Below are 25,903 nucleotides of genomic sequence, written 5' to 3'. Positions count from 1 at the left end.
TTCCCGATTCCCGATTCCCGATTCCCGATTCCCGATTCCCGATTCCCGATTCCCGATTCCCCAATCCCGGCCCCACCATGCGAAACTTCCACGATGACAATCGTTCTCATCGCGTTCGCCCTATACCTGCTGGCCACGGCGCTGCTCACCCGGGCAGTGTTGCGCGATGGCAACCAATCGCCTGCGCGCTGGCTGGCGCCCGCATTGGCTGCAGTGGCGTTGCACGCCGGTTACCACGTGCTGGTGGCCGTGCGCACCGCCGGCGGGCCGGACATGCATTTCTTCGCGGCACTGTCGTTGTGCGGGCTGGGCATGGCTGCGCTGACGGCGGTGTTCGGCGGCCGCGGGCGGATGGCGGCGGTGGGCGTGGTGGTGTTCCCGCTGTCGGCGATCCTGCTGGCCAGCTACCACGCTTACGGCCACGAACCCAGCTCGGATCTGGGCTGGCGACTGGAATTGCACGCGTGGCTGGCCTTGCTGGCCTACGCCACGCTGGGCATCGCGGCGCTGCTGGCAATCATGCTGTGGCTGCAGGAACGCGCATTGCGGCGGCGCGATTTCCACAGCTGGCTGCGCGCGCTGCCACCGCTGACCGAGCTGGAAACGCTGCTGTTCCGCACGATCACGGTGGGCTTTGTGCTGTTGAGCCTGACCCTGCTGACCGGGCTGTTGTTCGTACAGGACTTCCTGGCGCAGCGGCTGTTGCAAAAGACCGTGCTGAGCATCCTGTCGTGGATCGTGTTCGGTGCGCTGCTGATCGGCCGCTGGCGCAACGGCTGGCGCGGCACCAAGGCGGTGCATTGGACGCTGACCGCGATGGTGCTGCTGGTGCTGTCGTTCTTCGGCAGCAAGTTCGTCATCGAGCTGGTGCTGGGGCCGCGTTGAGCGCGGTTGGCCTAGCCCAGCGTCTCAGATTCAAAATCGCGTACGGCGAAATGCGATCGCCTGGATTGCGCACATCCTGGCTGGTGCCCCGACCGCGCGCGCATGGATCGATCTTGTGCGGCGTGCTACGGGTTCGGCCACGCCAGGTCGTTGGCAACCCAGGCTTACGGCAACTGAAGGATGCGCACGGTCAGAACTGACGCTGCGATCAGCGGCGCCGGGTCGCTCCCGCACGACGCAGCCCGGCTAACTCCTCAGCGCTGAAATCAAATCTCTCACGCATCCAGCGCGGCGCGTACAGCGTCCCACGGCTGGTCCGGCCCAGCATGGGCAAAGCGATAGCTGATACTGCGGCGGTAGGTCTGGCCCGGCCGCAGGATGGTCGACGGGAAGTTGGGATGGTTGGGGGCGTCCGGATAGTCCTGCGGCTCCAGGCAGACGCCACGCCCCAGTCCGGGATGGTGGGCGTCCAGATGCTGGCCTTCGTACACCTGCACCGCCGGGGCATCGCTGCCGATGCGCAGTGCCACCCCGCTGTGCGGGGAGTACAGCTCGGCAACGCAGTCCGCGTCGGCGGCCAGCACCAGACACTGGTCATAGCCCTTGCCGAGGACGATCTGCGGATGTGCCGGGTCGGTGTTGTCGGCCAGCGCGGCAGGCTGGCGGAAATCGAATGGGGTACCGGTCACCGATGCGATCTGGCCCGTGGGGATCGACTCGGCATCCACCGGCAGGTAGCGATCGGCCGGCACGCGCAGCACCTGCGCTGCGGCACGCAGCTGCGGGTCGCCGGACAGGTTGAAATACGGGTGATGGGTGAGGTTCAACGCAGTCGCGGCATCGCAGTGCGCTTCGAAGTCCAGCTGCAGGCTCCACCCGTTAAGCCGCAGGCGCGCACGCACCTGCAGATTGCCGGGGTAGCCCTCTTCGCCATCGGGCGAGTCGTAGCCCAGCAGCACCTGGTCCGGCGCCTGCTCCAGCACGCTCCACACCCGTCGCCCGAAACCGCGCAGCCCGCCGTGCAGTTGGTTACGCCCTTCATTGGCGGCCAGCATGTGGGTGACGCCGTCCAGGGTGTAACGCGCACCGGCGATGCGGTTGCCGAAGCGGCCCACCAGAATGTTGAGGCTGTCGCCATCGGCAGCATAGGCGGGTAGATCCGGCAGGTTCAGCACCAGCGGCACCACACCCTGAGCGGTCGTCAACTGCAGCGTATGCAGGATGCCGCCATAGGTGAGCACCTCCGCCTGCAGACCAGCCTCGCTGCGTAACGTGAGTGCGTGGATCTCGACACCGTCTGGCAACTGCCCGAACACTCGCTGCATGGATCGTCCTGCCGATGAGATAGCCCGGGAGCATAGCCGCATGCGGTGGCTGCCGACCATGCTGCTGCGCACATCCTGGCCGGCGAGACGATTGCGGCGGCGAAGCGACTGCCGCGCTCGCCTGCAGTGCTCGCGCTGCAGCAATACAAAGAACGGCCACCGGCACTACGCTAGCCGCGCATTTCCCATCGCAGCAGCACCCACCCGACCATCGACCAGCACAGGAGCACCGACCCGATGCAGTGGATTTCCCCCGCATTGCAGGCATCGCGCAGGCAGCTGTTGAACGCCGTTTTCGTCGCCGCCTCGCTCGCCAGCGTGCCGGCCGCCTTCGCTGCCGAGGTCAAGGTCAGCGGCACCTTGCGCGTGGACCAGCCCGGCGCGCAGGTGTCGCGGCAACTGTTCGGCCAATTCGCCGAGCATCTGGGCACCGGCATCTATGGTGGCGTGTGGGTGGGCGAGCAGTCGCCGATTCCCAATACGCGTGGCTATCGCAACGACGTGGTCGCCGCACTGAAAGCCATCGCCGTGCCCAACATCCGCTGGCCCGGAGGCTGCTTCGCCGACGAGTACCACTGGCGCGATGGCGTCGGCACGCCGGCCAAGCGCCCGATCCGAGTCAACACGCACTGGGGCGGTGTGGAGGAGTCCAACCGTTTCGGCACGCACGAGTTCATGGACTTCACCGAATTGCTCGGCACCCAGGCCTATGTCGCCGGCAACGTGGGCGATGCTGCGCCGGAGGAGATTGCGCAGTGGACCGAATACATGACCGCGCCGACACGCTCGAGCCTGGCCAATGAGCGCCGCACCAATGGCCGCGATGCGCCCTGGCAGGTCCCCTACTTCGGCGTGGGCAACGAGCTGTGGGGCTGCGGCGGCAACATGCGCGTGGAATACGCAGCCGATGTGTTTCGCCGCTACCAGACCTTCGTCAAGTCGCCAGCCAACCAGAAGATTCTCAAGATCGCGCCCGGCCCAAGCGACGACGACTATCACTGGACCGAGGTGATGATGCGCGAGGCCACCAGGTTCATGGATGGGCTGAGCATGCATTACTACACCATTCCCGGTGGCTGGCCGCCGCGCGCGTCTTCGACCACGTTCGACGAAGCCGGGTGGATCCAGACATTGTCGCGCACGTTGGTGATGGACGAGCTGATCACCAAGCACAGCGCGATCATGGACAAGTACGACCCGGCCAAGAAAGTGGCCCTGGTCGTGGACGAATGGGGCACCTGGTATGCGCCATTGCCCGGCACCAACCCCGGTTTCCTGCAGCAGCAAAACAGCCTGCGCGACGCGCTGGTGGCCTCCCTCAACTTCGACATCTTCAGCCGGCATGCCGAGCGCGTGCGCATGGCCAACATCGCGCAGATGGTCAATGTGCTGCAGGCGATGATCCTCACCGATGGCGACAAGATGGTGCTGACGCCGACCTATCACGTGTTTGCGCTCTACAAGCCCTACCAGGACGCCACGCAGCTGCCGCTGCAATTGCAGACACCGCAGTACCGTCATGGCGACACGCAGGTGCCGGCAGTGCACGGCTCGGCGGTGAGGGCGAAAGATGGCCATGTGTATCTCGCACTGACCAATCTGGACGCGACCGCAGCGGCGACTGTAAGCGTGCAGGTGGAAGGGCTGGCCCTGCGTGCGGTGGAGGGACAGATCCTGACCGCACCGGCGATCACCACGTACAACACCTATGCGCAGCCACAGGCCGTTGCGCCGGCGGCATTCAAGGGCGCACGCGTCCAAGGCAAGGCAGTGAACGTGGCGCTGCCGGCGCATTCGATCGTGATGCTCAAGCTGCAATAGCGATCGGATGCAATGCGCAGGGCTGCCCAGACGCATGACGTGTCGGGCACTGCCGGCGGTGTGGACGCCGCGTTGCCGCGTGCGGGCGCGCCTTCAAAAGGCGCGCGATCGTTGCATTGCCGATGTGCCTGGTGGTCACGTCGCCGTGCCGGCGTGACACTCCAGATTGAAGGCGCCATCGACGAGGCAACTAGCAGCGCCGTCGATGCCGCACGTCCGGTCGACGTTTACGCGCTGGCCGGGGTGCTCTTGAGCATGTCGATGAGCTGGCGCAGGCGGTAGGGTTTGGGCAGGAAATCGACCTGGGCCGGCAACGGCGGCAACTGCGCCTTGGCAAACCCCGAGGCCAGAATCAGGCGCGCCTGCGGCAGCAGTTGCGCCACCTGCTCGCTCAGTTCAATGCCCGACATACCGTTGGGCATGCGGATATCACTGAACACCACATCGTACGGGCCGCTGTCGCGCACCATGCGCAATGCGCTGTGACCATCATCGGCGGTGTCGACGCTGATGCCTGCATCGCGCAGCGCTTCGCCGATCAATTCGCGCAGTTCTTCTTGGTCTTCCACCATCAGCAGGCGAAGGGATTCAGTCATGCTCGGCCTCCTCGACGGCCGGAAGAAACACGGTGACGGTGGTGCCGCGTCCAGGTGCGGTCTCAAGCTCGACAAACCCACGGGACTGGGATGCGAAGCCATAGACCTGGCTCAAGCCCAGGCCAGAGCCCTTGCCGACATCTTTGGTGGTGAAAAATGGTTCGCTGGCGCGTTGTGCAACGTGCGCGGACATCCCCGGACCGTCGTCGCGTACCGCAAGGGCCACGTACGGGCAACTTGGACCTTGTGGGCCTGACGGTTCGGATCGTTGCGCAGCAAAAGTGAGCAACACGATGCCGCCGCCAGCGGGCATCGCATCGCAACTGTTGAAGACCAGGTTCAGCAGCGCCGCCTCCAGCTGACCAGGGTCCACGCGCACATGCGGCAGTGCGTCGGCAAACTGCAACGACAAGCTCACACCCGGCGGGCAGGCACGCCGCAACAGTTCCAACGAACGGGTCACGATGTCGTTGACGGGGTGGCGCTCGGGGTTCAGCTGCTGCCCGCGCGCGAACGCGAGCAGTTGCCGCGTCAACAAGGTGCCGCGATCCACCGCAGTTTGCGCCACTTCGATCAGCATGCGGGTGCGCGCGTCATCGCCAGCGCGCAGCGCAATCAGGTCCAGGCTGGTCACCATCACCGTGAGCAGGTTGTTGAAATCGTGGGCCATGCCCAGCGTCAACCGGCCCAAGGCTTCGACCTTCTGCGATTGCAGCAACGCCTGCTGCGCCTGTTGCAGCAACTGCTGCGCTTCATGGCGCTCGGTCAGGTCGCGGGTGATTTTTGCAAACCCCACCAATACGCCGAATTCGAGCACCGGCTCGATGACCACGCTGGCCCAGAATCGGCTGCCGTCCTTGCGCAGGCGCCAACCTTCGGCAGCGAAGCGCCCTTCCCGCTTGGCGATTTCCAGATTGCGACCGGGTTCGTCGCGTTGCGCATCCTCGGGCAGGTAGAACCGAGAGAAATGCGTGCCTAAGACCTCGCTTGCGCTGTAGCCCTTGATGCGCTCGCCGCCGGGATTCCAGCTGCGAATATGCCCACCGATATCGAGCATGTAGATCGCGTAATCGGACACGCTCTGTATCAACAGCTGACACTGCCGGCTGTCGTAAGAAAGCGGCCCTGCGCTGTCGACGGCCGTTTCCGCATCCATCGCGCGATGATTCTCCGGAAAAGCGCGGGACCATATTGATAGCGGCGTGAAGGCTGCGTGCAAGCTAACCCGGCAGCAAAAAGCGTCAAATTCCCGGCGATTTGTGCGTGAAAGTTATCGGCTACCATGACCGCCCTTCCAGTTCGGTCCACGCACCTTATGCAAACCATCTCGACCACACGCGACCGCTGGATTTGGGTCATCGCGGGGGCCTTGATGGCTGGAACGCTGGGCATGGAACTGGTGACTCCGCTGGGGTATGCGGTGTGGCTGACCTACTTCGTGGCAGTGGGCGTGACCGTGTTTCAGAACCGCCCGCAGGTGCCGCTCATCGTGGGCGTGCTGTCGTGTGTCTTGCTTGCGATTGGTTTTCAGCTCGCGCCACCGAGCACGAATTCGAGTTTTTCCTCGGTCAATCGCAGCATTGGCGGCGTGTCGTTCCTGGCAATGGCGTTGGTGGTGATGCAGGCGATCCGCGCACGCCGGCAGGCCGAATTGGCACTGTGGCTGCAGCAGGCAGAAAACACGGTCGAGGCCAGTTTGCGCGGCGATCAGGCGCCGCAGGAGCTGGCCGACGCGGCGGTGCGCGCACTGTGCCAGACGCTGGATGCGCAGGTCGGTGCGCTCTATCGCATCGAGGGCGACCGTCTGCGACTCACGGGTGGTGCGGCATTGCCGCCCGATCTGCCGCAGACGCTGCCGACCTCTGCCGGCCAGCTCGGCGAGGTGCTGCAACGTGGCACAGTGCGTCGCATCCGCGGAATGGACGCCGGTCATCTGCAGATTGCCTCCGGGCTGGGCCAGAGCAGCTGCCAGGAGTTGCTGCTGGCGCCGATCACTGCCGACGACCGGGTGATCGGCATCATCGAGCTCGGGCGCGTGACCGACCCACGCACCGCCGGCTCGCGCGAAGAAGAACTGCTGGCACGCTGCGGCGAGAACATCGGCCTGGCACTGCGCACCGCATTGCTGCGCGCGCAACTGGTGGCCTTGCTGGAAGAAACCCAGCGACAGAGCGAGGAACTGCAGACCCAGCAGGAAGAGCTGCGCGTGGCCAACGAGGAACTCGAAGAACAGAGCCGTAGCCTGCAGCAGTCGCAAAGCGACCTGGAAGTGCAGCAGGCAGAACTAGAACAGACCAACGTGCAGCTGGAAGAGCGCACCCAGGCACTGGAAGTGCAGAAGCAGGCCTTGTTGATCGCGCAGAATCAGCTGGTGCGCAATAGCAACGAATTGTCCACTGCCTCGCGCTACAAGTCGGAATTTCTGGCCAACATGTCGCACGAGTTGCGCACGCCGCTCAACAGCGCCTTGATCCTGGCCAAGCTGCTGGCCGACAACAAGGACGGCACGCTCAGCGCCGAGCAGGTGAAGTATGCGCAGGCGATCCTGTCGTCCAACAACGACCTGCTGGCGCTGATCAACGACATCCTGGACCTGTCCAAGATCGAAGCCGGGCACGTGGAGTTGGCCGACGAAACGGTCGTCACCGGCTCGGTGCTGCAACGCCTGCGCGAAACCTTCGAACCGCTGGCGCGACAGAAGGGCCTGGCATTGGAGATCACGGCAGCTGCCGGTGCGCCGGCACAGTTGGTCGTCGACAATCAGCGCCTGCAGCAGATCCTCAAGAACCTGTTGGCCAACGCCATCAAGTTCACCGAACACGGCAAGGTCGGCTTGACGGTCCAGGCGCATGCGCCTGGCCGTGTGCGCTTCGCGGTGACCGATACCGGCATCGGCATCGCGCGCGAACAGAGCGAGGTGATCTTCGAAGCGTTCCGTCAGGCCGATGGCAGCACGCGCCGCCGCTATGGCGGTACCGGTTTGGGTTTGTCGATTTCGCGCGACCTGGCGCAACGCATGGGCGGCAGCATCAGTGTGGACAGCGAACCGGGGCGCGGCAGCTGCTTTACGCTGGAATTGCCGACCGATGGCGCACCTGCGGAAGTGCTTGGCCCTGCCAATGCAGCTGCGAACCCCGTGGTAGCCGCAGCCCCGGCCTCTGGAGCCCACGTGCAACAACGCAACGGCAGCGCGCTGGGTGCGCAATCCGGCGCATCCGGTGGTGCCGTGGCCCACACGATGCCGGTGCCGATCGCATCGCCCAATGCTGCACCGATCCAGCGGGCCGACGACGATCGCAACCAACGCAGCCGCCCCGGCCGGCTGATCCTGGCGGTGGAAGACGACACCCGCTTTGCGCAAGCGCTGGTGGAACTGGCCCACGAACTGGACTTCGATTGCGTGGTGGCCCCCAACGCAGAAGAGGCCCTGCGCCTGGCCGCCGAGCTGCGCCCCAGCGGCATCCTGCTCGACATCGGCTTGCCGGATGCATCGGGCCTGAGCGTGCTCGAGCGCCTCAAGCGCGATCCGGCCACACGCCACGTACCTGTCCACGTGGTGTCGGCGTTGGAACGCAGCCAGATCGCGCTGGAGCTTGGTGCGGTCGGCTACCTGATCAAGCCGGCCACGCGCGAACTGCTGGCCGGGGCGATCCGCCAGCTGGAAGAAACCAACGCACGCGCAGTCCGTCGTTTGCTGATCGTCGAAGACGACAGCGCATTGCGCGCGAACCTGCAACTGCTGCTGGCGCGCGACCAGCTGGACATCGTCGCGGTCGGCAGCATTGCCGAGGCGATGGACCAGCTGGCAGGCTCGACATTCGATTGCATGGTCACCGATCTGGCCTTGCCCGACGGCAGCGGCTACGACCTGCTCGAACGCATGGCCGGCAACGATGCGGTCGCTTTTCCGCCCGTGATCGTCTACACCGGGCGCGCGCTGACCCGCGACGAAGAGCAGGGCCTGCGCCGGTATTCCAAGAGCATCATCATCAAGGGCGTGCGCTCGCCGGAACGCCTGCTCGACGAGGTGACGCTGTTCCTGCACAGCGTGGAAGCCTCGTTGCCCAGCGATCAGCAGCGCCTGCTGCGCGAAGCACGCCGCCGCGACGCGGTGCTGGACGGCGCCACCGTGTTGCTGGCCGAAGACGATGTGCGCAACATCTTCGCGCTCTCCAGCGTGCTCGAACCGCTGGGCGTCACGCTGCAGATCGCACGCAATGGCCGCGAGGCGCTGGAGCACCTGGCCAAGCACGAAGTGGACCTGGTCCTGATGGACATCATGATGCCGGAGATGGATGGCATCACCGCGATGCGGCAGATCCGAGCGAACCGTCAATGGCAGGATCTGCCCATCATCGCGCTGACCGCCAAGGCCATGGCCGACGACCGCGAACGTTGCCTGGAAGCCGGCGCCAACGACTACATCGCCAAGCCCATCGACGTGGACAAGCTGGTCTCGCTGTGCCGCGTCTGGTGCTCGCGGCAATGAACCCGGTGGAGCTGTTCGACCTGGAACTGCGCGTGCTGCTGGAAGCGGTCTTCCAGCGCTATCACTACGACTTCCGCGACTATGCGGTCTCGTCGTTGCGGCGGCGCATGCGTCATGCGATGGCGCGTTTCGACTGCGTGCGGGTGGCCGATCTGCAGCACCGTCTGCTGCACGAGCCGGACACCTTTGCGCAGGCCATGCAGTTCTTCACCGTGCAGGTCTCGGAGATGTTCCGCGACCCGGCTTATTTCCGCGTCCTGCGCGAGCATGCGGTGCCGGTATTGCGTACCTATCCCTCGATCAAGCTCTGGGTGGCAGGTTGCAGTACCGGTGAAGAAGTCTGGTCCCTGGCCATCCTGCTGCACGAAGAAGGCCTGCTGGAAAGGGCGGTGATCTACGCCACCGACATCAACCCCGAAGCGCTGGGCATGGCCGAAGCCGGCGCCTATGGCATCGATCGTATTGCGCAGTTCAGCCGCAATTATCTGGACGCCGGTGGCCGCACCTCGCTGTCGGACTACTACACCACCGCTTACGACGGTGCAGTGTTCGACCGCCGCCTGAAACGCAATATCGTGTTCGCCGATCACAGCTTGGCCACCGACACGGTGTTTTCCGAAGTCCACCTGGTGTCGTGCCGTAACGTGCTGATCTATTTCAACCGCAGCTTGCAGGATCGTGCGGTGGGGCTGTTCTACGACGCATTGGTGCATCGCGGATTTCTCGGGTTGGGCAGCAAGGAGTCGCTGCAGTTCGGTGCGCATGCGCAGGCCTTCGAAGCCTGCGCGCGCGAGCAGCGGCTGTATCGGAAGGCCGCATGAGCCGCGCGTCTGCAGCCCAGCATTTCGATGCGATCGTGATCGGTGCCTCCGCCGGTGGGGTGATGGCCCTGCAGGCGTTGTTGTCCGGGCTGCCAGCAGATCTGCCGATGCCGGTGCTGGTCGTGCTGCATCTGCCGCGCGACCGCCCCAGTCATGTCGCCGAGCTGCTGGATGCGCGCTGCGCGTTGCCGGTGCGCGAGGCCGACGACAAGCAACCGCTGCTGTCCGGTACCGTCACCATCGCCCCGCCCGACTACCACCTGCTGGTGGAAACCCGCGATAGCCTGGCGTTGTCGATGGAGGCGCCGGTGCTGTTTTCGCGCCCGGCGATCGACCTGCTGTTCGAATCGGCTGCCGATGTCTTTGGCGAACGCCTGCTGGCGATCCTGCTCACCGGTGCCAGCAGCGACGGCAGCGCCGGGGTGGCCGCGGTGCGTGCGGTGGGCGGTACCGCCTGGATCCAGCGCCCGGATGACGCCGCCGCCTCGCTGATGCCCGCCTCTGCTCTGGCCCACGCCGGCGCCGATGCGGTGCTGACCCTGCAAGCCATCTGCACCCGACTGGAAGCTTTTCACGCATGAACCTCACCGCGACCGGCCTGGCTGCAAGCAGCGACGACTCAGAATCGACCAAGATCCTGATCGTGGACGATGTGCCGCAGAATCTGGTGGCCATGGAAGCGTTGCTGCAACGCGACGGCATCCGCGTGCTGTGCGCAGCCTCCGGTGCGCAGGCGCTGGAACTGCTGCTCGAACACGACGTGGCATTGGCGCTGCTGGATGTGCACATGCCGGAAATGGACGGCTTTTCGCTGGCGGAACTGATGCGCGGTTCGCAGCGCACCCGGCACGTGCCGATCATTTTCCTGACCGCCTCGCCGAACGATCCGATGCGCGCTTTCCAGGGTTACGAAACCGGCGCCGTGGATTTTCTGCACAAGCCGATCGAGCCGCACGTCATCCTGAGCAAGGTCAACGTGTTCATCGAGTTGTACCAGCAGCGGCGGCTGCTCAAGGCGAGAAATGCCTCGCTCGAACGCGCGCTCACGCTCAACGAGACCATGATGGCCGTGCTCACCCACGACCTGCGCACACCGCTGTCGGTGATCCTGTTATGCGCCGACAAACTCGGCCTGGATGTCGATGCCGACAGCTCGGCGGCGCGCACGCTGGAACACCTGGAAAACAGCGCGCACCGCATGTCGCGCATGGTCGAGCAATTGCTGGATTTTTCGCGCCTGCGCACCGATGGTTTGCCGATGCAGTTCGGCCCGTGCAACCTGGGCGAGGTGGTGCATAGCGTGGTGGGCGAAGTGGCGCAGGCCAATCCGCACACCACCATCGACCTGCGCACCGAGGGCGACCTGGATGGCGATGGCGATGGCGACCGGTTGGCGCAGGTCGTGTCCAATCTGGTCGGCAACGCCGTCCTGCATGGCGGACGCCATCCGGTGCAGGTGCATCTGGATGGACGCGAACACGACACCCTGCGCCTGTCGGTGCGCAACGCCGGCAGCATTCCCGACAGCCTGATGCCGCGTCTGTTCGAGCCGTTCAAGGCCAGCTTCCATGCCAGCCAGGGATTGGGACTGGGCCTGTTCATCGCCGACCAGTTCGTCAAGGCTCACGGCGGCACGCTGCAGGCGCGCAACGAGGACGGCGACGTGGTCTTCGAAGCACGACTGCGCCGCCACAACCTGGCCGCCTGACCGCGGCACTTTGCCGGCAACTGCAGTGCCGGTGCGCACGCAGATGTACGACCAACGCATCTTGGCCGATGCATTGCCGCGGCCTCCAGCAAGAGGCTAGCAGTGCGCTGCCATCGATCGGCCCACGACAGATCCGCCGCCCCGCGCCAGCGAGCCCGACAGCCAGGGCATTGGCAGAGCGCCTGGCTGCCCGGGTGACAGCCAACTCAAGCAGTGCCGTCGCGCACCATGCACCGTATGCTCGTGCGGCCAGCGCGCTGGACGCACGCTCCTGCCCCACTGCTCTCCGGTTGTTGGTCGTACCAGACATTCCTTGGTCATCCTCGGGTGCACACCGTGCATCCCACCTGCGGAGGTGGTTATGTCGTATATCGATGGTTTTGTACTTGCCGTCCCTACAGCCAACAAAGACGCGTTCATCGCGCATGCCCGCATGGGCGATGCGGTCATCATGGAATACGGCGCGCTGCGTGTGGTGGAGTGCTGGGGTGACGATGTCCAACCGGGGCAATGGACCGATTTCTATCGCGCAGTCGATGCCACCGCCGAAGAGACGGTGGTGTTTTCCTGGATCGAATGGCCGGACAAGGCCACCCGCGATGAGGGCATGCGCAAGATGATGGAAGACCCACGCATGGACCCGTCGGTCAATCCGATGCCATTCGACGGCAAGCGCATGGTCTACGGTGGCTTCGTGCCGATCGTAGCGTTGGGCCAATCGGCTTGAGCGTTGCAGCGCACGGCGGCCCGCAGGACGTTGGCCAGGCCTGCGCATGCTGGTGTTGCCGCTGGCAGTGGGCACGGAATCTTTTGTGGTGATCGCTACACTGGGCGCATGCAGCATGCGCGGCCAGCGATGGCAGGAGACAGCGCAGGCAGTACCGCCGACTGGAGACCCACATGACCGACGCACCACTGCTGATCGCCTGCCCGAGTTGCGCTGCGATGAACCGCATTGCGCCTACGCGCCTGCGCGATGCACCCAACTGCGGCAGCTGCCATCGGCCGCTGTTCCTGGGGACGCCGGTGGCCTTGTCGGCTGCAGATTTCGACAAGCATGCGCTACGCAGTGCACTGCCGCTGGTGGTGGACTTCTGGGCGCCTTGGTGCGGGCCATGCCTGAGCATGGCGCCGCAATTTGCCGCAGCTGCCGCAGCATTGGAACCGCAGGTGCGCCTGGCCAAGGTGGATACCGACCTGCATCCGGCACTGGGTACGCGCTTTGGCATCCGCAGCATTCCCACCTTGCTGGTCATCCAGGGTGGGCAGGAACTGGGCCGTCATTCCGGTGCGGTGAGCAGCGCGCAAATCGTCAACTGGGTGCGCTCTGTCCTGAGCAAGCGGTGACGCAAGCCGAAGGCCAGCTGCGCATGCACTCAGCTGGCCTCTCCACCTGCAGGAAACATCACTGCGGCGCAGACGCCGCAGAGACTGCGATCAGACGATCAACCCGTTACTGCCAGTTGACGTTGACCGACACCCCAACCACACGCGGCTCGTTGTAGACCGCGGCCATGTAGTTTTCGATCACGCCCTTGAGGTTCTTTTCGTTGGTGATGTTGCGCGCGAACGCCGCCACTTCCCATGCACCGTAGCCACCGGTGTAACCCAGCTTTAGGCCACCTTCGAAATTGCCGTCGGAGCGGAATTCGGTGGAGTCGTACAGCACGAAGCTGGTCTGGCCCTGCTTGTTCCAGTCGGTGGACACGAAGAACGCGCCGTCGTTGCCCACCGGGATGTCGTAGCGCGCGGCCAGGTTGAGGTTGTACTTGGGCGCGTTGGGCAGCGGGTTGCCGTCGATCTGGGCGAAGGTGTTGGCACCGACGCGGATGGTCGGGTCGTTGACGGTGCACACCACCACGCCATTGAGCGCGCAGGCCTGCGCATAGACGCGTTTGTCGTGGATTTCGCTGTGCAACAGGCTCAGGCCGGCGGTGATCGACAGGTTGGAAATCGGGCGCCAGTCCAGATCCGCTTCCATGCCGTAGGCCTTGGCCTTGTCGGCATTGAACAGCACGCCATTGCCGTCCGAGTCGTTGCCGTTGAGCTGGATATCGTCGACCGTGTAGGTGAATCCGCTGACATTCAGGCGCAGGCGGTTCTCGAACAGGCTGCTCTTGATGCCCGCTTCCCAGGACAGGATGGTTTCCGAATCGGCAGTGGTGAAATCGGAATTGAACACCGCGCTGCGGCCCTGGATGGTGGGGCCGCGGAAACCGCGCGCCACGCGCGCATACACGCTCAGCTGCGGGTCGATCTCATACATCGCGCTCAGATCCCAGCTGGGCTGGGTGTCGGACATGCGCACATCGCGGCGGCCGCGGTAGGTCACCACCCCGGCCGCGGTATCGGCGGTCTTGAGCAGACGGGTTTCCTTGCTGTCCCTGGTCTGGCGGATGCCGGCGGTCAGCGTCAGCGCGTCGGTGGCTTTGTAACTGAGCTGCCCGAAGCCCGCCCACGAGGTATTGGTATTGCGCAGGCGCACCCAGTTATTCGGGTTGCGCGCGGCGGTCTGCAGGAAATAGGCACGCTGGTAGAAATCGGTGGTGTCGCGGCCGTCGAAGTAGAACGCGCCCACCTGCCACTGCAGGGCCTGGTCGCCTTCGCTGGCCAGGCGTAATTCCTGCGTGTACTGATCCAGGTCGCGGATCTGTCCCATCGACTGGCCAAAGCCGTTCGGCACGCCATTGACCGGGTAATTGGCGGCAGCACCGCCATCGGTGTCGCCACGGCTGTAGCCGGAAGTGGTTTCGTAGGCGGTGATGGAGGTCAGCGACACGCCACCGAAGTCGTAAATCGCCTTGAGCGAGCCGCCATCGGTTCGATACGCCTGCGGGTTGTCGTGCCCCTCGTCGTAGGCCACGCGGTCGCGCGGCACGTCCACCTTGTCGCTGCCACGCGTGATCGCGTTGCGCAGGAACAAGGTGGAGGTGCCGTCATAGTCGCGCGTGTGCACCGAGCCCAGCAGCGAAAACGCATCGTTGGGCTTGAGCAGCAACTGCAGGCGCGCATTGCGGTCGTTGTAGCCGCCCATCGCGTCCTTGCGCGGCGTGCGCGTGCCATCGGCGCTGCTGCCGGCAAAGGTGTTGTCCACCCAATCGTCGCGGTGCTGGTACAACGCCGATACGCGGAACGACAGCACGTCGTTGATGGGGCCACCGAAGCCGCCATCCAGCGAGAGCGTGTTGTAGCTGCCGTAGCTGGCATTGACGCGGCCGGTGTAGGTGTCGCCGGGCTTGACCGTATCGAACTTGACGATGCCGGCGGTGGTGTTGCGGCCGAACAGCGTGCCTTGCGGGCCACGCAGCACTTCGACCTGATCCACGTCATAGACCGGATTGGATTTGAGCACGACATGCTCCAGCACCACATCGTCCTGGATGATGGACACCGGCTGCGAGGCACCCAGGTAGAAATCGATATTGCCCAGGCCACGGATATAGAAACGCGGGAAGATGCGCCCGGTGGTGGTTTCGGCATAGAAGCCCGGCACGCGGCCGGAAAGCGCCAGCAGCGTGTCATCGCCACCGGCGGTGAAGTCGCGCATCGCTGCGCCCTGCACCACGCCAACCGAGACCGGCACGTCCTGCAGGTTCTGCTCGCGGTGCTCGGCGGTGACGGTGACCGTGTCCAGCGCGGTCGGGCTGGCTTCGCCCTGGGCCGCCGGCGCTTGCTGCGCAGACGCGGTTGCCGCCAACGAGGCAAGCAACAGGCCGGCGCAGGCACGTGCGAGCGGCGTGCGCTGCACGGCGGCGCGGCGGCGCGCAGCGACCTGTGCACGAGCGGACACCGGCGACGGAAGGACAGGCGAGTACAACGACATGCGGATTGATCCTAAGTAGTGAAGCGAGGTGATGACACAGCGTCGAAGCCGTTTGGCACGGCACGCCTGATGACGGCGCCGCGTGGCGCCGCGCGCACGATATGTCAGCAATGTTGCAGCGAAGTGGCAACACCCGATCCACCCACTCCGCTACACGCATGGAGGCATGCCACCACGCAGCGCTGGCATCGCAAAACGTCATGCCACGCCGCCTTGCGTGCTGTCATGCTGGTGTCTTGCTGGCGTTGCGCCAGGGCATGGCACAAGGGGATCTCTTGAAACGACTCGCATGGTTGACCGGCCTGCTGGCCGCAGTGAGCTGTCAGCTGGCGCATGCCGGCACCGCGTTGATCACGCAGATCGAGTACCAGGGCGACGATGGCGGCCCGGCGCCAACCGCCGCGCAGTACCGCAATCCGGTCGTGGCCGGTTTCCATCCGGACCCATCGGCGGTGCGGGTCGGCGACGATTTTTACCTGGTCAATTCCAGTTTCGGCTACTTCCCCGGCCTGCCGGTCTTCAAGAGCAGCGACCTGGTGCACTGGAACCAGATCGGCAACGCGATCGACCGTGCAACCCAGATCGACTACGGCAATGACGAACTGACCCGCGGTCTGTTTGCCGCCAGCATCAGCTACCACGCCGGCACCTTCTATATCGCCAATACCTGTTTCTACTGCGATGGCGGCAATTTCCTGATCACCGCCACCGATCCGGCCGGGCCATGGTCCGATCCGATCTGGCTGGACGCCAAGGGCATCGACCCCTCGCTGTTTTTCGATGACGATGGCAGCGCCTGGCTGGTCAACAACGACGTGCCGGCTGGCAAGATGCGCTACGACGGGCACCGCGCCATCTGGCTGCAGCAGCTGGATCTGGCCAGCATGAAGTTGGTCGGCACCCGGCAGGTGATCGTGGATTCCGGCTTCAAGCCGGCGACCAATCCCGAACACATCGAAGGCCCGCACCTGTTCCGCCGCGATGGCTACTACTACCTCACCGCGGCCGAAGGCGGCACCGGCGAGCAGCATGCGCAGATGATCTACCGCAGCCGCCAGATCACCGGGCCATACGAAACCTGGAGCGGCAATCCGGTCCTCACCCAACGCGACCTGGACCCATTGCGCACTGCGCCGATCACCTCGGCCGGGCATGCGCAGTTCGTCGAACTCAAGGACGGCACATGGTGGGCGGTATTTCTCGCGACGCGCCCTTACCGGGGCAATCACTACAACGTGGGCCGGGAAACCTTCCTGTTGCCGGTGCAGTGGCGCGATGGATGGCCGGTGGTGCTGCCGCACGGCGCCGCGGTCCCTGCGGTGGCTGCGCGCCCACCCTTGCCGGCGGGCACGCAGGCCCTGCCGACCACCGGGCCGATGCAGTGGAGCGAGCGCTTCGGGGATGCGCGCGTGCCGATGCAATGGATGACCATCCACCCACCAACGACGTCGTGGTATCAGCCCGGCGCGCAAGGCTTGCGCGTGACCCCGGCCAAGATTGCGCTAGGCGATATCGGACGTGGTCAGCCGGCCTATCTGGGTCATCGCCTGCAGCATCATCACGCCACCTTGGTCGCCAGCGTGGATGGCAGCGCGCTGGCACCGGGCGAACAGGCCGGTCTTGCGATCGTAGCCAAGGAGAGCAATTTCCTGGCAGCAATGCTGGTGCGCGAGGCCAGCGGCGCTGCGGTGGTGCTGTATCGCCGCGCCGGACCGCAGCAGCCCGGCACCGGCACCGAACTGGCACGCGCGCCACTGCCCGATGCCACGCAACCGGTGAAACTGCGCGTTGCGCTGGATGCCGCACGCGTGCACGTGGATTACGCCGTCGGCCAGGGGCAGTGGCAGACGCTGCTCGAACAAGGCGATGCAAGCGTGCTCAGCACCGAGTCGGCCGGTGGCTTTCTCGGTGCCACGTTCGGGCCGTACGCGTATGCGCGCTGAGCGGCGTGCAGGAACGGCGCTGCATGCGTGGTCCGGGCACCGGCCGCGCCCACCCCGCAGCCACGCATGTGCGTTTGGGGCCGCCTTAACGCCCTACGCCCGCGCCAGGACGCTGCTGTCGAGCATCTGCCCCACCGTGTTGAGCAGATCGTTGAGGCTGAAAGGCTTGGGCAGCAAGGCCATGCCCTCTGCCAGAAATTCCTGCCGCGTGACCGCGTTTTCGGCGTAGCCGGTAATGAACAGGATCGGCAGGCCCGGGCGTAGCGTGCGCGCCACATCGGCCATGTCGCGCCCGTTCATGCCGGGCAGGCCGACATCGGAAACCACCAGATCGATGTGCACCTCGGTGCGCAAGTGTTCCAGCGCGCCATTGGCATCCTCGGCTTCGATGACCTGGTAGCCGGCATCGCCGAGCACTTCGCTCACCATCATGCGCACCACATCGGTGTCGTCCACCAGCAAGATGCGCTCGTTGCGCGTGCGCGGCGCGCTGGGCGGCGGTGCCGGCAGCATCTCGTTGGCCGAGAGCCCGCGCGGCAGCAGGAGCGCCACCGTGGTGCCATGCCCCACCTCGCTGGTGATGCGCGCGGTGCCGCCGGATTGACGTGCGAACCCGTAGGTCATCGACAGGCCAAGACCGGTGCCTTCGCCGATGGGTTTGGTGGTGAAAAACGGCTCGAACACCTGGTCGAGAATGGCCGGCTCGATCCCGCTCCCGTTGTCGATCACCTTCACCGCCACATAGTCGCCATCGTCCAGTTCCGGGTCGTTGTGCGCGGTGTAGGCCGCACTCTGGATGCGGATGGTGCCCTGCCCTTTCAAGGCATCGCGCGCATTGATGACCAGGTTGAGCACCACGTTTTCGAGCTGGTTGGCATCGGCAACGGCCACCAGCGGCGTGGAGGCAAGGTCCAGCTCCAGCGCAATGTTTTCGCCGATCGAGCGCTGCAGCATGTCTTCCAGCGAACGCACACGGGTGTTGACGTCGAACGGCTGCGCGTCCAGCGATTGCTTGCGTGCGAACGCGAGCATGCGTTGGGTCAGCGCAGCGGCGCGGTGCGCAGAGCCGGTGGCGATTTCGGCCAGGCGCGGCACCCGTTCGATGCGGTTGGACTCCACTGCGAGCTGGATCATGTCCAACCCGGAAATGATGCTGGTCAGCAGGTTGTTGAAGTCGTGCGCGATGCCACCGGTGAGCTTGCCCAGCGCTTCCATCTTCTGCGCCTGCAGCAACTGGATTTCGGTGTGCTGGCGCTGCGCGATCTGATGCGCGAGCTCGCTGGTGGCGGTATCCAGTTCCTGGCGCTGTTCGCGCTCGCGCAGGCGCTGCTCGGTAACGTCTTCCACCAGCAACAGCCCCAGATCCGGCTCGCGGTAGGGCGACACCCGCCATTCGGTTTCGCAGAGCTTGCCATCGCGCAGCAGCGACAAGGTGCCGCTCCAGCGCTCGCGTTGCGCCAACGCTGTGGTCAGTGCGTGGACGGCGGCGGCCTGATCCAACCCGGCGGCGCGGATCGCGGCGCCGGGCGTGGCGCTACCGATCAGGCGCTGGAACGCGGCATTGGCCTGGTGCATGTGCAGGTTGGCGTCCACGACCGCAATCGGTGCGCTGATGTGTTCGAAGATCTCGCGGAAACGCGCCTCGCTGATCCGCAACGCCTCCTCGGCACGGCGTGCGCGCAACAGCGTGCGCAACGTGGCCAGCAACACGTTGGGGTCGACCGGATGGATCAGGTAGGCATCGGCACCGGCATCCAGTCCGGTGATCATGTCGCCGGTGGCGATCGAGGCCGCCGAGACATGCACCACCGGCAGCAACGCGGTGCGCGGCTCGGCACGCAGCGTCCGCACGATATCGAAGCCGCTCATGTCCGGCAGGTTGACGTCCAGCACCACCGCAGAAAACGTCTGCGCGGCCAGTTTGGCAAGACCCTCGGTCCCGGTGCCGGCTTCTTCGACCACGAACTGATGGTGTTCGAGCACGCGCCGCACCGAATAACGCGTCACCGCATTGTCGTCGACGACCAGAATGTGGTGCTTACTGCCCACGTGTCTCCTCCGCTGCCAGCGTCACCGGCAGCACCACGTAAAATTCGGAACCCTGCCCGACCACGCTGTTGATCCCCACCCGGCCGCCCAGCAATTCGGCGAACCGTTTGCAGATCGACAACCCCAGGCCGGTGCCGGTCAGGCGTTTTTGCAGCGGCGAGTCCACCTGTACGAAATCTTCGAACAAGGCCTCGTGAAGCTCGGCCGCAATGCCGATGCCTGTGTCCTGCACGCCAAAGCGTACATGGCTGTCGCCTTCCAGCTGCGCGAACACGCGCACCTGCCCCTGCGGGGTGAACTTGAGCGCGTTGGAAATGAAATTGCGCAGGATCTGCGCCAGCTTCTTGTCGTCGGTATAGAGCAGCGGCAGCACCGGCGGATCCTCGAAGATCAGCGTGGTACTGCCCACATCGGTGAGCGGACGGAACATGCCGCGCAGCGCCGCGAACAGGTCCATCAGGTCGAACCAGCCCGGCGAAATGGTGATGCGCCCGGCCTCGATCTTGGCCAGGTCCAGCAGGTCGTCCACCATCTCGGTGAGCTCGCGCGCCGAACCGCTGACAAAGCGCACCTGCTTGAGCTGCTCGGCATTGAGCGGCCCGTCCATGCCATCCTCCAGCAGCCGGGTGATGCTCAGGATCGAGCCTAGCGGGGTACGGAACTCGTGACTCATGTACGACAGGAAGCGGCTCTTGAGTTCGGACACCTCGCGCAGCTGTTCGGCCTGCTGGTCGAGCTCGGCATACAAGGCCAGCACGCCCTGGTTGGTTTCTTCCAGCTCTTCGCGCAAGGCCTGGTTCTGCTGACGCAAGCTTTCAAGTTCAGCCATCGCCTCGGCTGCCGGCATCTCGGTGGTCGAATTCATTGCATGCCTCCTAAGCGCATGACGAACACGCAGCAATCGTCGCGGCCGCGCGCGTAATCGCGTGCCAGCACCGCGGCAATGATGCGTGGATGGCGCGACAGCAGGCCCGGGTGATCGCGCAAGGTCCAGCGCGATTGCAGGCCGTCGCTGTGCATGATGAGCAACTTGCCGGCGGCGTGTGGAAAGTCGAACGGTTGCGCCTTGCGGAACTGGACCCCGACGATGCCCGGGTGCGAGGGCATGCCGCGCACACCATCGCCATCGCACAACGAAGCGACGATGTTGCCCACCCCGGCAAAGCGCACCTGGCCGCTGCCGGCATCGAACTGCATGACCGCCGCCGCACCGCCGCGCGTGCCGCTCATGCCGGCATGCAGGCGCGCGATGCGTGCGCCCGGCTCGCCACGGGCCGCTGCCGCAGCGCGCGTGCCGGCATCGGCTGCATCGGCCGCGCCGGCTCCGTGGCCCAGGCCGTCGATCATGCTCACGGTCACCCGTTGCGCCTCGATCACCAAATGCCAGCCATCGCCGCACACCGTTTCGTTCTGCAGCGGCATACGCAGCGCGCCGTAGGGCAGATCGGGCGTGCTCTCGGCATCGGCATACACGCGTGCCAGGACCACGGCCCCCCGCGCATCGGAATAGGCATCCAGCAAAGCGGCATGTCGCTGTACCGTGCCCAGGCCATTGCCAGGCGTGCTGCCGGTGGAGTACCCGTCCGGCAGGCAATCGGCCAGCACGAATCCGCGCCCCTGATCGAGCGTGCACAGCTCGATGCCCAGGCCATCGCGGCCGGCAACGCTGCACAGCTGCATCTGCCCGCCACCGGCATGGTTGAGCAAGTTGGTGCACAACTCGGTCGCCACCAAGGCCACGCGCCCACAGCCGTCCTCATCGAAACCGCAGGCCTGTGCAAGCGCCACCGCTTCGCGACGCACCTGCCCCACCTGGGTACCCTCTTCGACGCGGATCACCTGGGTGAGCGCGCCGGTCATGGTTACTTCCATTTGGTGATGGTGATGCGGGTGCCCTTGCCGGCTGCGCTATCGAGCACGAAATCGTCCACCAGCCGCCGGCTGCCGGACAATCCCAGCCCCAGGCCATTGCCGGAGGTCCAGCCGTCGGTCAGCGCAAGTTCCAGGTCTGCAATGCCCGGGCCCTGGTCGCGGAACGTCAGCTGCACACACCCTTGCGGATGCCGCTTTCGACCAATGCCCAGTCCATGTCGCCACCCCCACCGTAGATCACGGTATTGCGCGCCAGCTCGCTGGCCGCAGTGACCAGCTTGGTCTGATCAACCAGGCGCAGCCCGCACTGCACTACCAGCTTGCGCACGGTCTGCCGCGCCAGCACCACGTCCTGCTCGGTGCGCACCGGCTGCGAGCCGGCCGTCATGGAGCCGCATCGGGTTGTTGCAGCAGTCGCATGCCGCGCTCGACATCGAGCGCGGTGCGCACCGACGGCAAGGTCAGCCCCAACTCCACCAGGGTGATCGCCACCGCCGGCTGCATGCCCACCACCACGGTTTGCGCACCCATCAGCGTCGCCAGCCCGGAAATGGTGCTGATCATGCGACCGATGAACGAGTCGACGATATCCAGCGCGGAAATGTCGATCAACACGCCACGCGCAGAGGTGGCGCTGATCTTCTCGGACAGGTCGTCTTGCAGTTGCAGCGCCAGTTGGTCGTGCATGTCGACCTGGATGGTGACCAGCAACAGATGGCCCATCCGCAGGATCGGAATACGCTCCATGTCAGTCTGCCTTGCTGACGGCAACGCCGGTGCGCTTGAGCGCCAGCGCCAAGGCATCGGCCAGGTTGGCCTTGGTCACGATCCCCTGCAGGTCCAGGCCCAGATGCACGATGGTCTGCGCAATCTGCGGGCGCACGCCGCTGATGATGGCGTCGGCCCCCATCAGCCGGATCGCGGTCACGGTCTTGAGCAGATGCTGCGCCACCAGGGTGTCCACGGTGGGCACGCCGGTGATGTCGATGATGGCGATTTCCGAGCCGGTGTCGACAATGCGCTGCAACAGCGATTCCATCACCACCTGGGTGCGCTGCGAATCCAGTGTACCGATCATCGGCAGCGCCAGCACGCCCTCCCACAGCTTCACCACCGGGGTGGACAGCTCCAGCATCTCTTCCTGCTGACGCACGATGATGTCTTCGCGGGTTTTCTGGAAAACCTTCACGGTGTACAAGCCCAGGCGGTCGAGCAATTCCGATAACGCCCACAACTGCTTGCCCAGTTCGTCCGGGCTACTGGCGTATTCGCGCTGCACCAGCGCAAACAACACGCGCTTGAGCGAAAAGATGAAGTTGGCGGTTTCCTGCGAATCGAAACCGCGCGTGGCGCGGTCGCGCGAGAGATTTTCCAGGAAGCGACGCACCTCGCTCCATTCGGCACTGTCCAGGCTGCTACCGTCGTGCTTCAACGAGGCCACCAGCAAGCGCAGGAATTCGCCGGCCTGCGCTTCGAACTCCTGCCGCGAAAGACGCGCATCGTTGCCCAGGCTGGACTCCAACCACGCAGCCAACAACGCGTGTTCCTGGCCACCAATCGCATCGATCGAGCGCTGCTGCAATGCCACCATGAGATCACCCACCAAAAGAAAAGAGGTTGGGCATGCGGGCTGGACTGCGCCCGACCGACGCGGCGCCCCCACGCCGATGCGCAGCAGAATAAAGCAATTCAGATTGGCCAACCAGCGAGCCAACCTGTAGCAGTCATCCGGCCCACGCGTGCAGTGTGACATTGCGACGCACACGCCGAACGTGCGCCGGTCCACGCCTGCGGAAATGCGCTGCGCCATTGCGCGTGCAAGGTAAAACCCCACCCGCAGCGTGCCATCGCCCTCAGCCCTGGCGATGGCCGATCAACGGCACGTCACTGCGTCATGAGCCTGCGGCAATGCGTCCCGATCGGCATTGCCAGGGCCATGGCAAGCTTCCTCGGCACGATGGACACCAAACCGGACCAAACGCCGCAGAAGCGACCGTGGCAGAGCGCTGCGCCTTGCGCTTGCGCGCAGGGCCTGCACTTGCGTCATCGCCGCCGGTGTGGCGGCATGTCAGACGCGAGAGGGCGTGCCGGCACGAATGCCACCGCGTTGTGGAAGAGCCATGCGCGTGCTCTCGACGCCGGATGCAGCGCCGCGCATCCAGCGTGGCGCTCGAACGCACGCCACGATCGCCAATGTCCATCCCAACCCCGGCGACACCTGCCATCCAATCACGCCGATCGCTGCCTTATAGCCCGTAGCGCTCCACTGCGTCCAAATGCGGCTGCGGATCCTGGCCGCAGGCTTCGGCAAGCCGCAGCCAGCACATCGCGTGCGGCCACTGCGCTGTCGCTGCGAGCAAGGCGCGATGCAGTTCGAGCGGCGCAACCGCTTCCGGCAAGGCCACGGTGAAGAGCACCCCGGGCAACCCCGAACCGGCCTGTTCCGGATCGAAGCTGTCCGGGTCTTCCGGGTCGATCAACCGATAGTCGTCGCGACTGTGCAGCCACAGCGTCCAGCCACGCGCTTCGATCTCCTCGCGCAACGCATTGATGGCGTCTTCGCCGGGATGCACGCCATCCACCAGCCAGCTGTTCGCATAACCGCCGGCCTGCAGCACATGCACCTGCGCGTAGGTCGGCACGAAACGCTCGCGCTCAGCCTCGTCTTCCGGCGGCGGATACAACAGTTCTGCGTCGAACACCACCCAGTCGCCGACATGCTGGCGCCGATGTGCAGGCGCGTTTTCGACGATGCGTGCAGTGACCGGGCCGGTACGGCGCGCGTAATACTCCACCGCTTCGCCGTCGTCGATGCAGCGCACGATGACCCAGCCCCACGCTTCTTCGACCACGCCGCTGGTGTTGCTCAGCTCCATGCCGATCGCCTGCGCAGAGGCCCGCACCGCGTCCCAATCCTGCGCCGCGCTGGCGGCCGTCATGTGGTCCCAATGCGCAGAGCGCGGCTCCTCGAGCAGTTCGGTCAGTTGCCGATAGACCGCGGCGGCCTCGGCAAACCGGCCGGTGTTGAGATACATGCGCGCCAGCAACCCACGCGCACCATGCGAGCCGGGCGACAGCTGCAACAGTGCGGTGCAGGCCTGCTCCAGCGCCGGCCAATCGGCCAACCGCTGCGCCAGCTGCGCCTCGCACCACAACGCCGCCACCGGCACCTGTGGGCGATACAGCTGCACCAAACGGCGCAGACCTGCTTCGTCGCCGCGGCCGAGCAACAGATTCATCAGGCGGAACGTGGGGCTGGTTTCGCGATCGGCATGCCGCTGCACGAACGACCACAGCAGTGCGATCGCTTCTTCGTCGGCCGCACAGGCGCTCAAGGCCGATGCGGTGGTATCGACAAGTTCGGCATCGTCCGGGCACTGCGCAACGGCCTGCAGCAGCCACTGCGCTTCGCGCTCGGGATTGCGCACCACATCCTCGCCTTGCGCGTTCAACCATTCCAGCAGGTGTTCGGCCGGTACCGGCGCAGTCTCGCCCGCAGGCGCTGCATCGATGCGCGCGGACAGACCATCCAGCAACTGCGTTGCGCCGCGGTCGTGGCGCAGCTTGGGCAGATGCGCGCGCGCAAGCGCCAGATGCCGCTGCGCGGTCCACACCGCGCCGCGTTGCAGTGCCAGCCCGATCGCAAGCTCGGCCGCTTCGATCAGGATGCGATACGCGCCAACCTGCGCGTAATGGTCGAGCATCTGCTGCACGCGGCTGCCCAGGTCCCAGCTATTGCGCTCGGGCGCGCGCGTCACCAGCACCGCCACCGCGCGCAGCCAGTGCAGGCGATACCGCGGCGCAATCTCGCGCCATGGCAGCAGCGCTTCCATGGCCTCGTCATCGCGCTGCAACAGCGCCAATGCGCGCGCTTTCTGCAGGCGCCGCGGCTGGCTGCAATTGGCCCACTCGACGCCTTCGCGCGCGGCGTCGCGTTCGCGCTGTTCCACCAGCGCCAGCGCTTCCTGCGCACGCCCAAGCGCAAGCAGGATCGAGATGCGCATGTCCGGCACGCCGTCGTAGATTTCGCCGCCATGCGCCAGGATGGTCTGCGACTGCTGCTCCAGATACTGCAGCGCCGCCTCACCACGCCCGTCATCGAGCAATGCATCGGCTTTTTCGCAGCTCAGGCACTGGTAACACGACCAGCTCGGGTCGATGCGGCCCAGGGTTTCGTCGCACACCTCGATGCGTTCTTCCACCCAGCCCGGGCCATCGATGTTGGCATAACACGCGGCCAGATCCTGGGTCACGCAGACCGATTGCGGGCACTCCACTGCGTCGGCGCGATGCGCACGCTCGAACAGCGCCACCGCATCGCCCAGCGCACGCTCGCCTTCGCACAGGTTGCCGACCCGGTTACGCATTTCCCAATGCCCGACGAACACCTCCAACCACGGGTTGGCCAGCGTCTTGCCCAGCGCACGCGCCTCCGGCAACAAGGCCTCGGCACGGTCGATCTGCAGATCGCAGATGTGGTCGGTCAGCCGCGTCAACAGCTGCGCATTTTGCGGCTGCCCGGCTTCGCCCAGATCGTCCTGCAGCTTTTCTACCCAGTTCCAGATTTCCAT

The 25,903-nt window shown here is 65.3% G+C and carries 19 protein-coding genes and 1 pseudogene; 9 read left to right on the top strand and 11 right to left on the bottom strand.

Annotation, left to right across the window (positions count from 1 at the left end; genetic code table 11):
* Positions 1–93: 93 nt before the first annotated feature.
* Positions 94–885, top strand: a complete 792-nt coding sequence (locus ACCQ00_RS06635; protein WP_017158009.1) for a cytochrome C assembly family protein — start codon at positions 94–96, stop codon at positions 883–885.
* Positions 886–1,160: 275 nt separating this feature from the next.
* Here the strand turns inward: ACCQ00_RS06635 and ACCQ00_RS06630 are convergent, their stop codons facing one another.
* The gene (locus ACCQ00_RS06630; protein WP_017158008.1) at positions 1,161–2,210 is read right to left on the bottom strand and encodes an aldose epimerase family protein; all 1,050 of its coding nucleotides are present in this window, start codon (positions 2,208–2,210) and stop codon (positions 1,161–1,163) included.
* A gap of 237 nt (positions 2,211–2,447) precedes the next feature.
* Here ACCQ00_RS06630 and ACCQ00_RS06625 point away from each other — a divergent pair, with 237 nt between their 5' ends.
* Positions 2,448–4,031 (top strand): alpha-N-arabinofuranosidase, encoded by a 1,584-nt coding sequence (locus ACCQ00_RS06625; RefSeq protein ID WP_039569674.1) that lies wholly within the window; start codon positions 2,448–2,450, stop codon positions 4,029–4,031.
* A 227-nt stretch (positions 4,032–4,258) separates the two neighbouring features.
* On the opposite strand, the gene ACCQ00_RS06620 is transcribed toward ACCQ00_RS06625, so the two are convergent.
* Together ACCQ00_RS06620 and ACCQ00_RS06615 are read right to left on the bottom strand one after the other, a co-directional pair.
* Positions 4,259–4,627 (bottom strand): response regulator, encoded by a 369-nt coding sequence (locus ACCQ00_RS06620; RefSeq protein ID WP_372354087.1) that lies wholly within the window; start codon positions 4,625–4,627, stop codon positions 4,259–4,261.
* Entirely contained in the window at positions 4,620–5,783 is a 1,164-nt protein-coding gene (locus ACCQ00_RS06615; protein ID WP_039569673.1) for a two-component system sensor histidine kinase NtrB, read from the bottom strand. Before ACCQ00_RS06615 ends, ACCQ00_RS06620 begins: the two co-directional genes overlap by 8 nt.
* Positions 5,784–5,942: 159 nt before the next feature.
* Between ACCQ00_RS06615 and ACCQ00_RS06610 the strand changes: the two genes are divergently transcribed.
* The 6 genes from ACCQ00_RS06610 (at position 5,943) to trxC (ending at position 12,992) form a co-directional block, all read left to right on the top strand.
* Positions 5,943–9,116 carry a response regulator gene (locus ACCQ00_RS06610; protein ID WP_039569671.1) on the top strand — a complete coding sequence of 1,058 codons (3,174 nt, stop codon included), beginning with the start codon at positions 5,943–5,945 and terminating at the stop codon, positions 9,114–9,116.
* Complete coding sequence (locus ACCQ00_RS06605) at positions 9,089–9,937, top strand: CheR family methyltransferase (RefSeq protein WP_017158002.1); 849 nt, start codon at positions 9,089–9,091, stop codon at positions 9,935–9,937. Before ACCQ00_RS06610 ends, ACCQ00_RS06605 begins: the two co-directional genes overlap by 28 nt.
* On the top strand, positions 9,934–10,518 hold the full coding sequence (locus ACCQ00_RS06600; protein ID WP_039569670.1) for a chemotaxis protein CheB: 585 nt from the start codon (positions 9,934–9,936) through the stop codon (positions 10,516–10,518). The genes ACCQ00_RS06605 and ACCQ00_RS06600 overlap by 4 nt, the downstream gene beginning before the upstream one ends.
* Positions 10,515–11,645, top strand: coding sequence for a hybrid sensor histidine kinase/response regulator (locus tag ACCQ00_RS06595; RefSeq protein ID WP_017158000.1), 1,131 nt, complete (start codon positions 10,515–10,517; stop codon positions 11,643–11,645). The genes ACCQ00_RS06600 and ACCQ00_RS06595 overlap by 4 nt, the downstream gene beginning before the upstream one ends.
* 361 nt (positions 11,646–12,006) lie before the next feature.
* Positions 12,007–12,372, top strand: a complete 366-nt coding sequence (locus ACCQ00_RS06590; protein ID WP_039569667.1) for a DUF1428 domain-containing protein — start codon at positions 12,007–12,009, stop codon at positions 12,370–12,372.
* Between the two features lie 173 nt (positions 12,373–12,545).
* The gene (trxC, locus tag ACCQ00_RS06585) at positions 12,546–12,992 is read left to right on the top strand and encodes a thioredoxin TrxC (RefSeq protein WP_039569664.1); all 447 of its coding nucleotides are present in this window, start codon (positions 12,546–12,548) and stop codon (positions 12,990–12,992) included.
* 106 nt (positions 12,993–13,098) lie between these two features.
* Here trxC and ACCQ00_RS06580 read toward each other — a convergent pair whose 3' ends face one another.
* The gene (locus ACCQ00_RS06580) at positions 13,099–15,468 is read right to left on the bottom strand and encodes a TonB-dependent receptor (RefSeq protein ID WP_039569662.1); all 2,370 of its coding nucleotides are present in this window, start codon (positions 15,466–15,468) and stop codon (positions 13,099–13,101) included.
* Positions 15,469–15,704: 236 nt separating this feature from the next.
* Here ACCQ00_RS06580 and ACCQ00_RS06575 point away from each other — a divergent pair, with 236 nt between their 5' ends.
* Complete coding sequence (locus ACCQ00_RS06575) at positions 15,705–17,411, top strand: glycoside hydrolase family 43 protein (protein WP_039569661.1); 1,707 nt, start codon at positions 15,705–15,707, stop codon at positions 17,409–17,411.
* A gap of 93 nt (positions 17,412–17,504) precedes the next feature.
* Here ACCQ00_RS06575 and ACCQ00_RS06570 read toward each other — a convergent pair whose 3' ends face one another.
* The 7 genes and pseudogenes from ACCQ00_RS06570 to ACCQ00_RS06540 all read right to left on the bottom strand — a co-directional run bounded on the left by ACCQ00_RS06570 (position 17,505) and on the right by ACCQ00_RS06540 (position 25,903).
* Positions 17,505–19,460, bottom strand: a complete 1,956-nt coding sequence (locus ACCQ00_RS06570) for a response regulator (protein ID WP_039583397.1) — start codon at positions 19,458–19,460, stop codon at positions 17,505–17,507.
* Positions 19,450–20,325, bottom strand: coding sequence for a sensor histidine kinase (locus tag ACCQ00_RS06565; RefSeq protein WP_039569656.1), 876 nt, complete (start codon positions 20,323–20,325; stop codon positions 19,450–19,452). The genes ACCQ00_RS06570 and ACCQ00_RS06565 overlap by 11 nt, the downstream gene beginning before the upstream one ends.
* Positions 20,322–21,320, bottom strand: coding sequence for an ATP-binding protein (locus ACCQ00_RS06560; RefSeq protein ID WP_080948874.1), 999 nt, complete (start codon positions 21,318–21,320; stop codon positions 20,322–20,324). Before ACCQ00_RS06560 ends, ACCQ00_RS06565 begins: the two co-directional genes overlap by 4 nt.
* A 2-nt stretch (positions 21,321–21,322) precedes the next feature.
* A pseudogene (locus ACCQ00_RS06555) lies at positions 21,323–21,720 on the bottom strand (ATP-binding protein).
* Positions 21,717–22,079, bottom strand: coding sequence for an STAS domain-containing protein (locus ACCQ00_RS06550; protein WP_003484273.1), 363 nt, complete (start codon positions 22,077–22,079; stop codon positions 21,717–21,719). Before ACCQ00_RS06550 ends, ACCQ00_RS06555 begins: the two are co-directional and overlap by 4 nt.
* Position 22,080: 1 nt before the next feature.
* Complete coding sequence (locus tag ACCQ00_RS06545) at positions 22,081–22,923, bottom strand: STAS domain-containing protein (protein ID WP_017159688.1); 843 nt, start codon at positions 22,921–22,923, stop codon at positions 22,081–22,083.
* A gap of 655 nt (positions 22,924–23,578) precedes the next feature.
* Positions 23,579–25,903, bottom strand: a complete 2,325-nt coding sequence (locus tag ACCQ00_RS06540) for a tetratricopeptide repeat protein (protein ID WP_039569650.1) — start codon at positions 25,901–25,903, stop codon at positions 23,579–23,581.

The organism is Xanthomonas sp. NCPPB 3761, assembly GCF_041475705.2.
GTDB lineage: Bacteria > Pseudomonadota > Gammaproteobacteria > Xanthomonadales > Xanthomonadaceae > Xanthomonas > Xanthomonas phaseoli.
The sequence above is the reverse complement of the archived record's forward strand: the minus strand, read 5'-3'. Positions and strand labels throughout refer to the sequence as shown.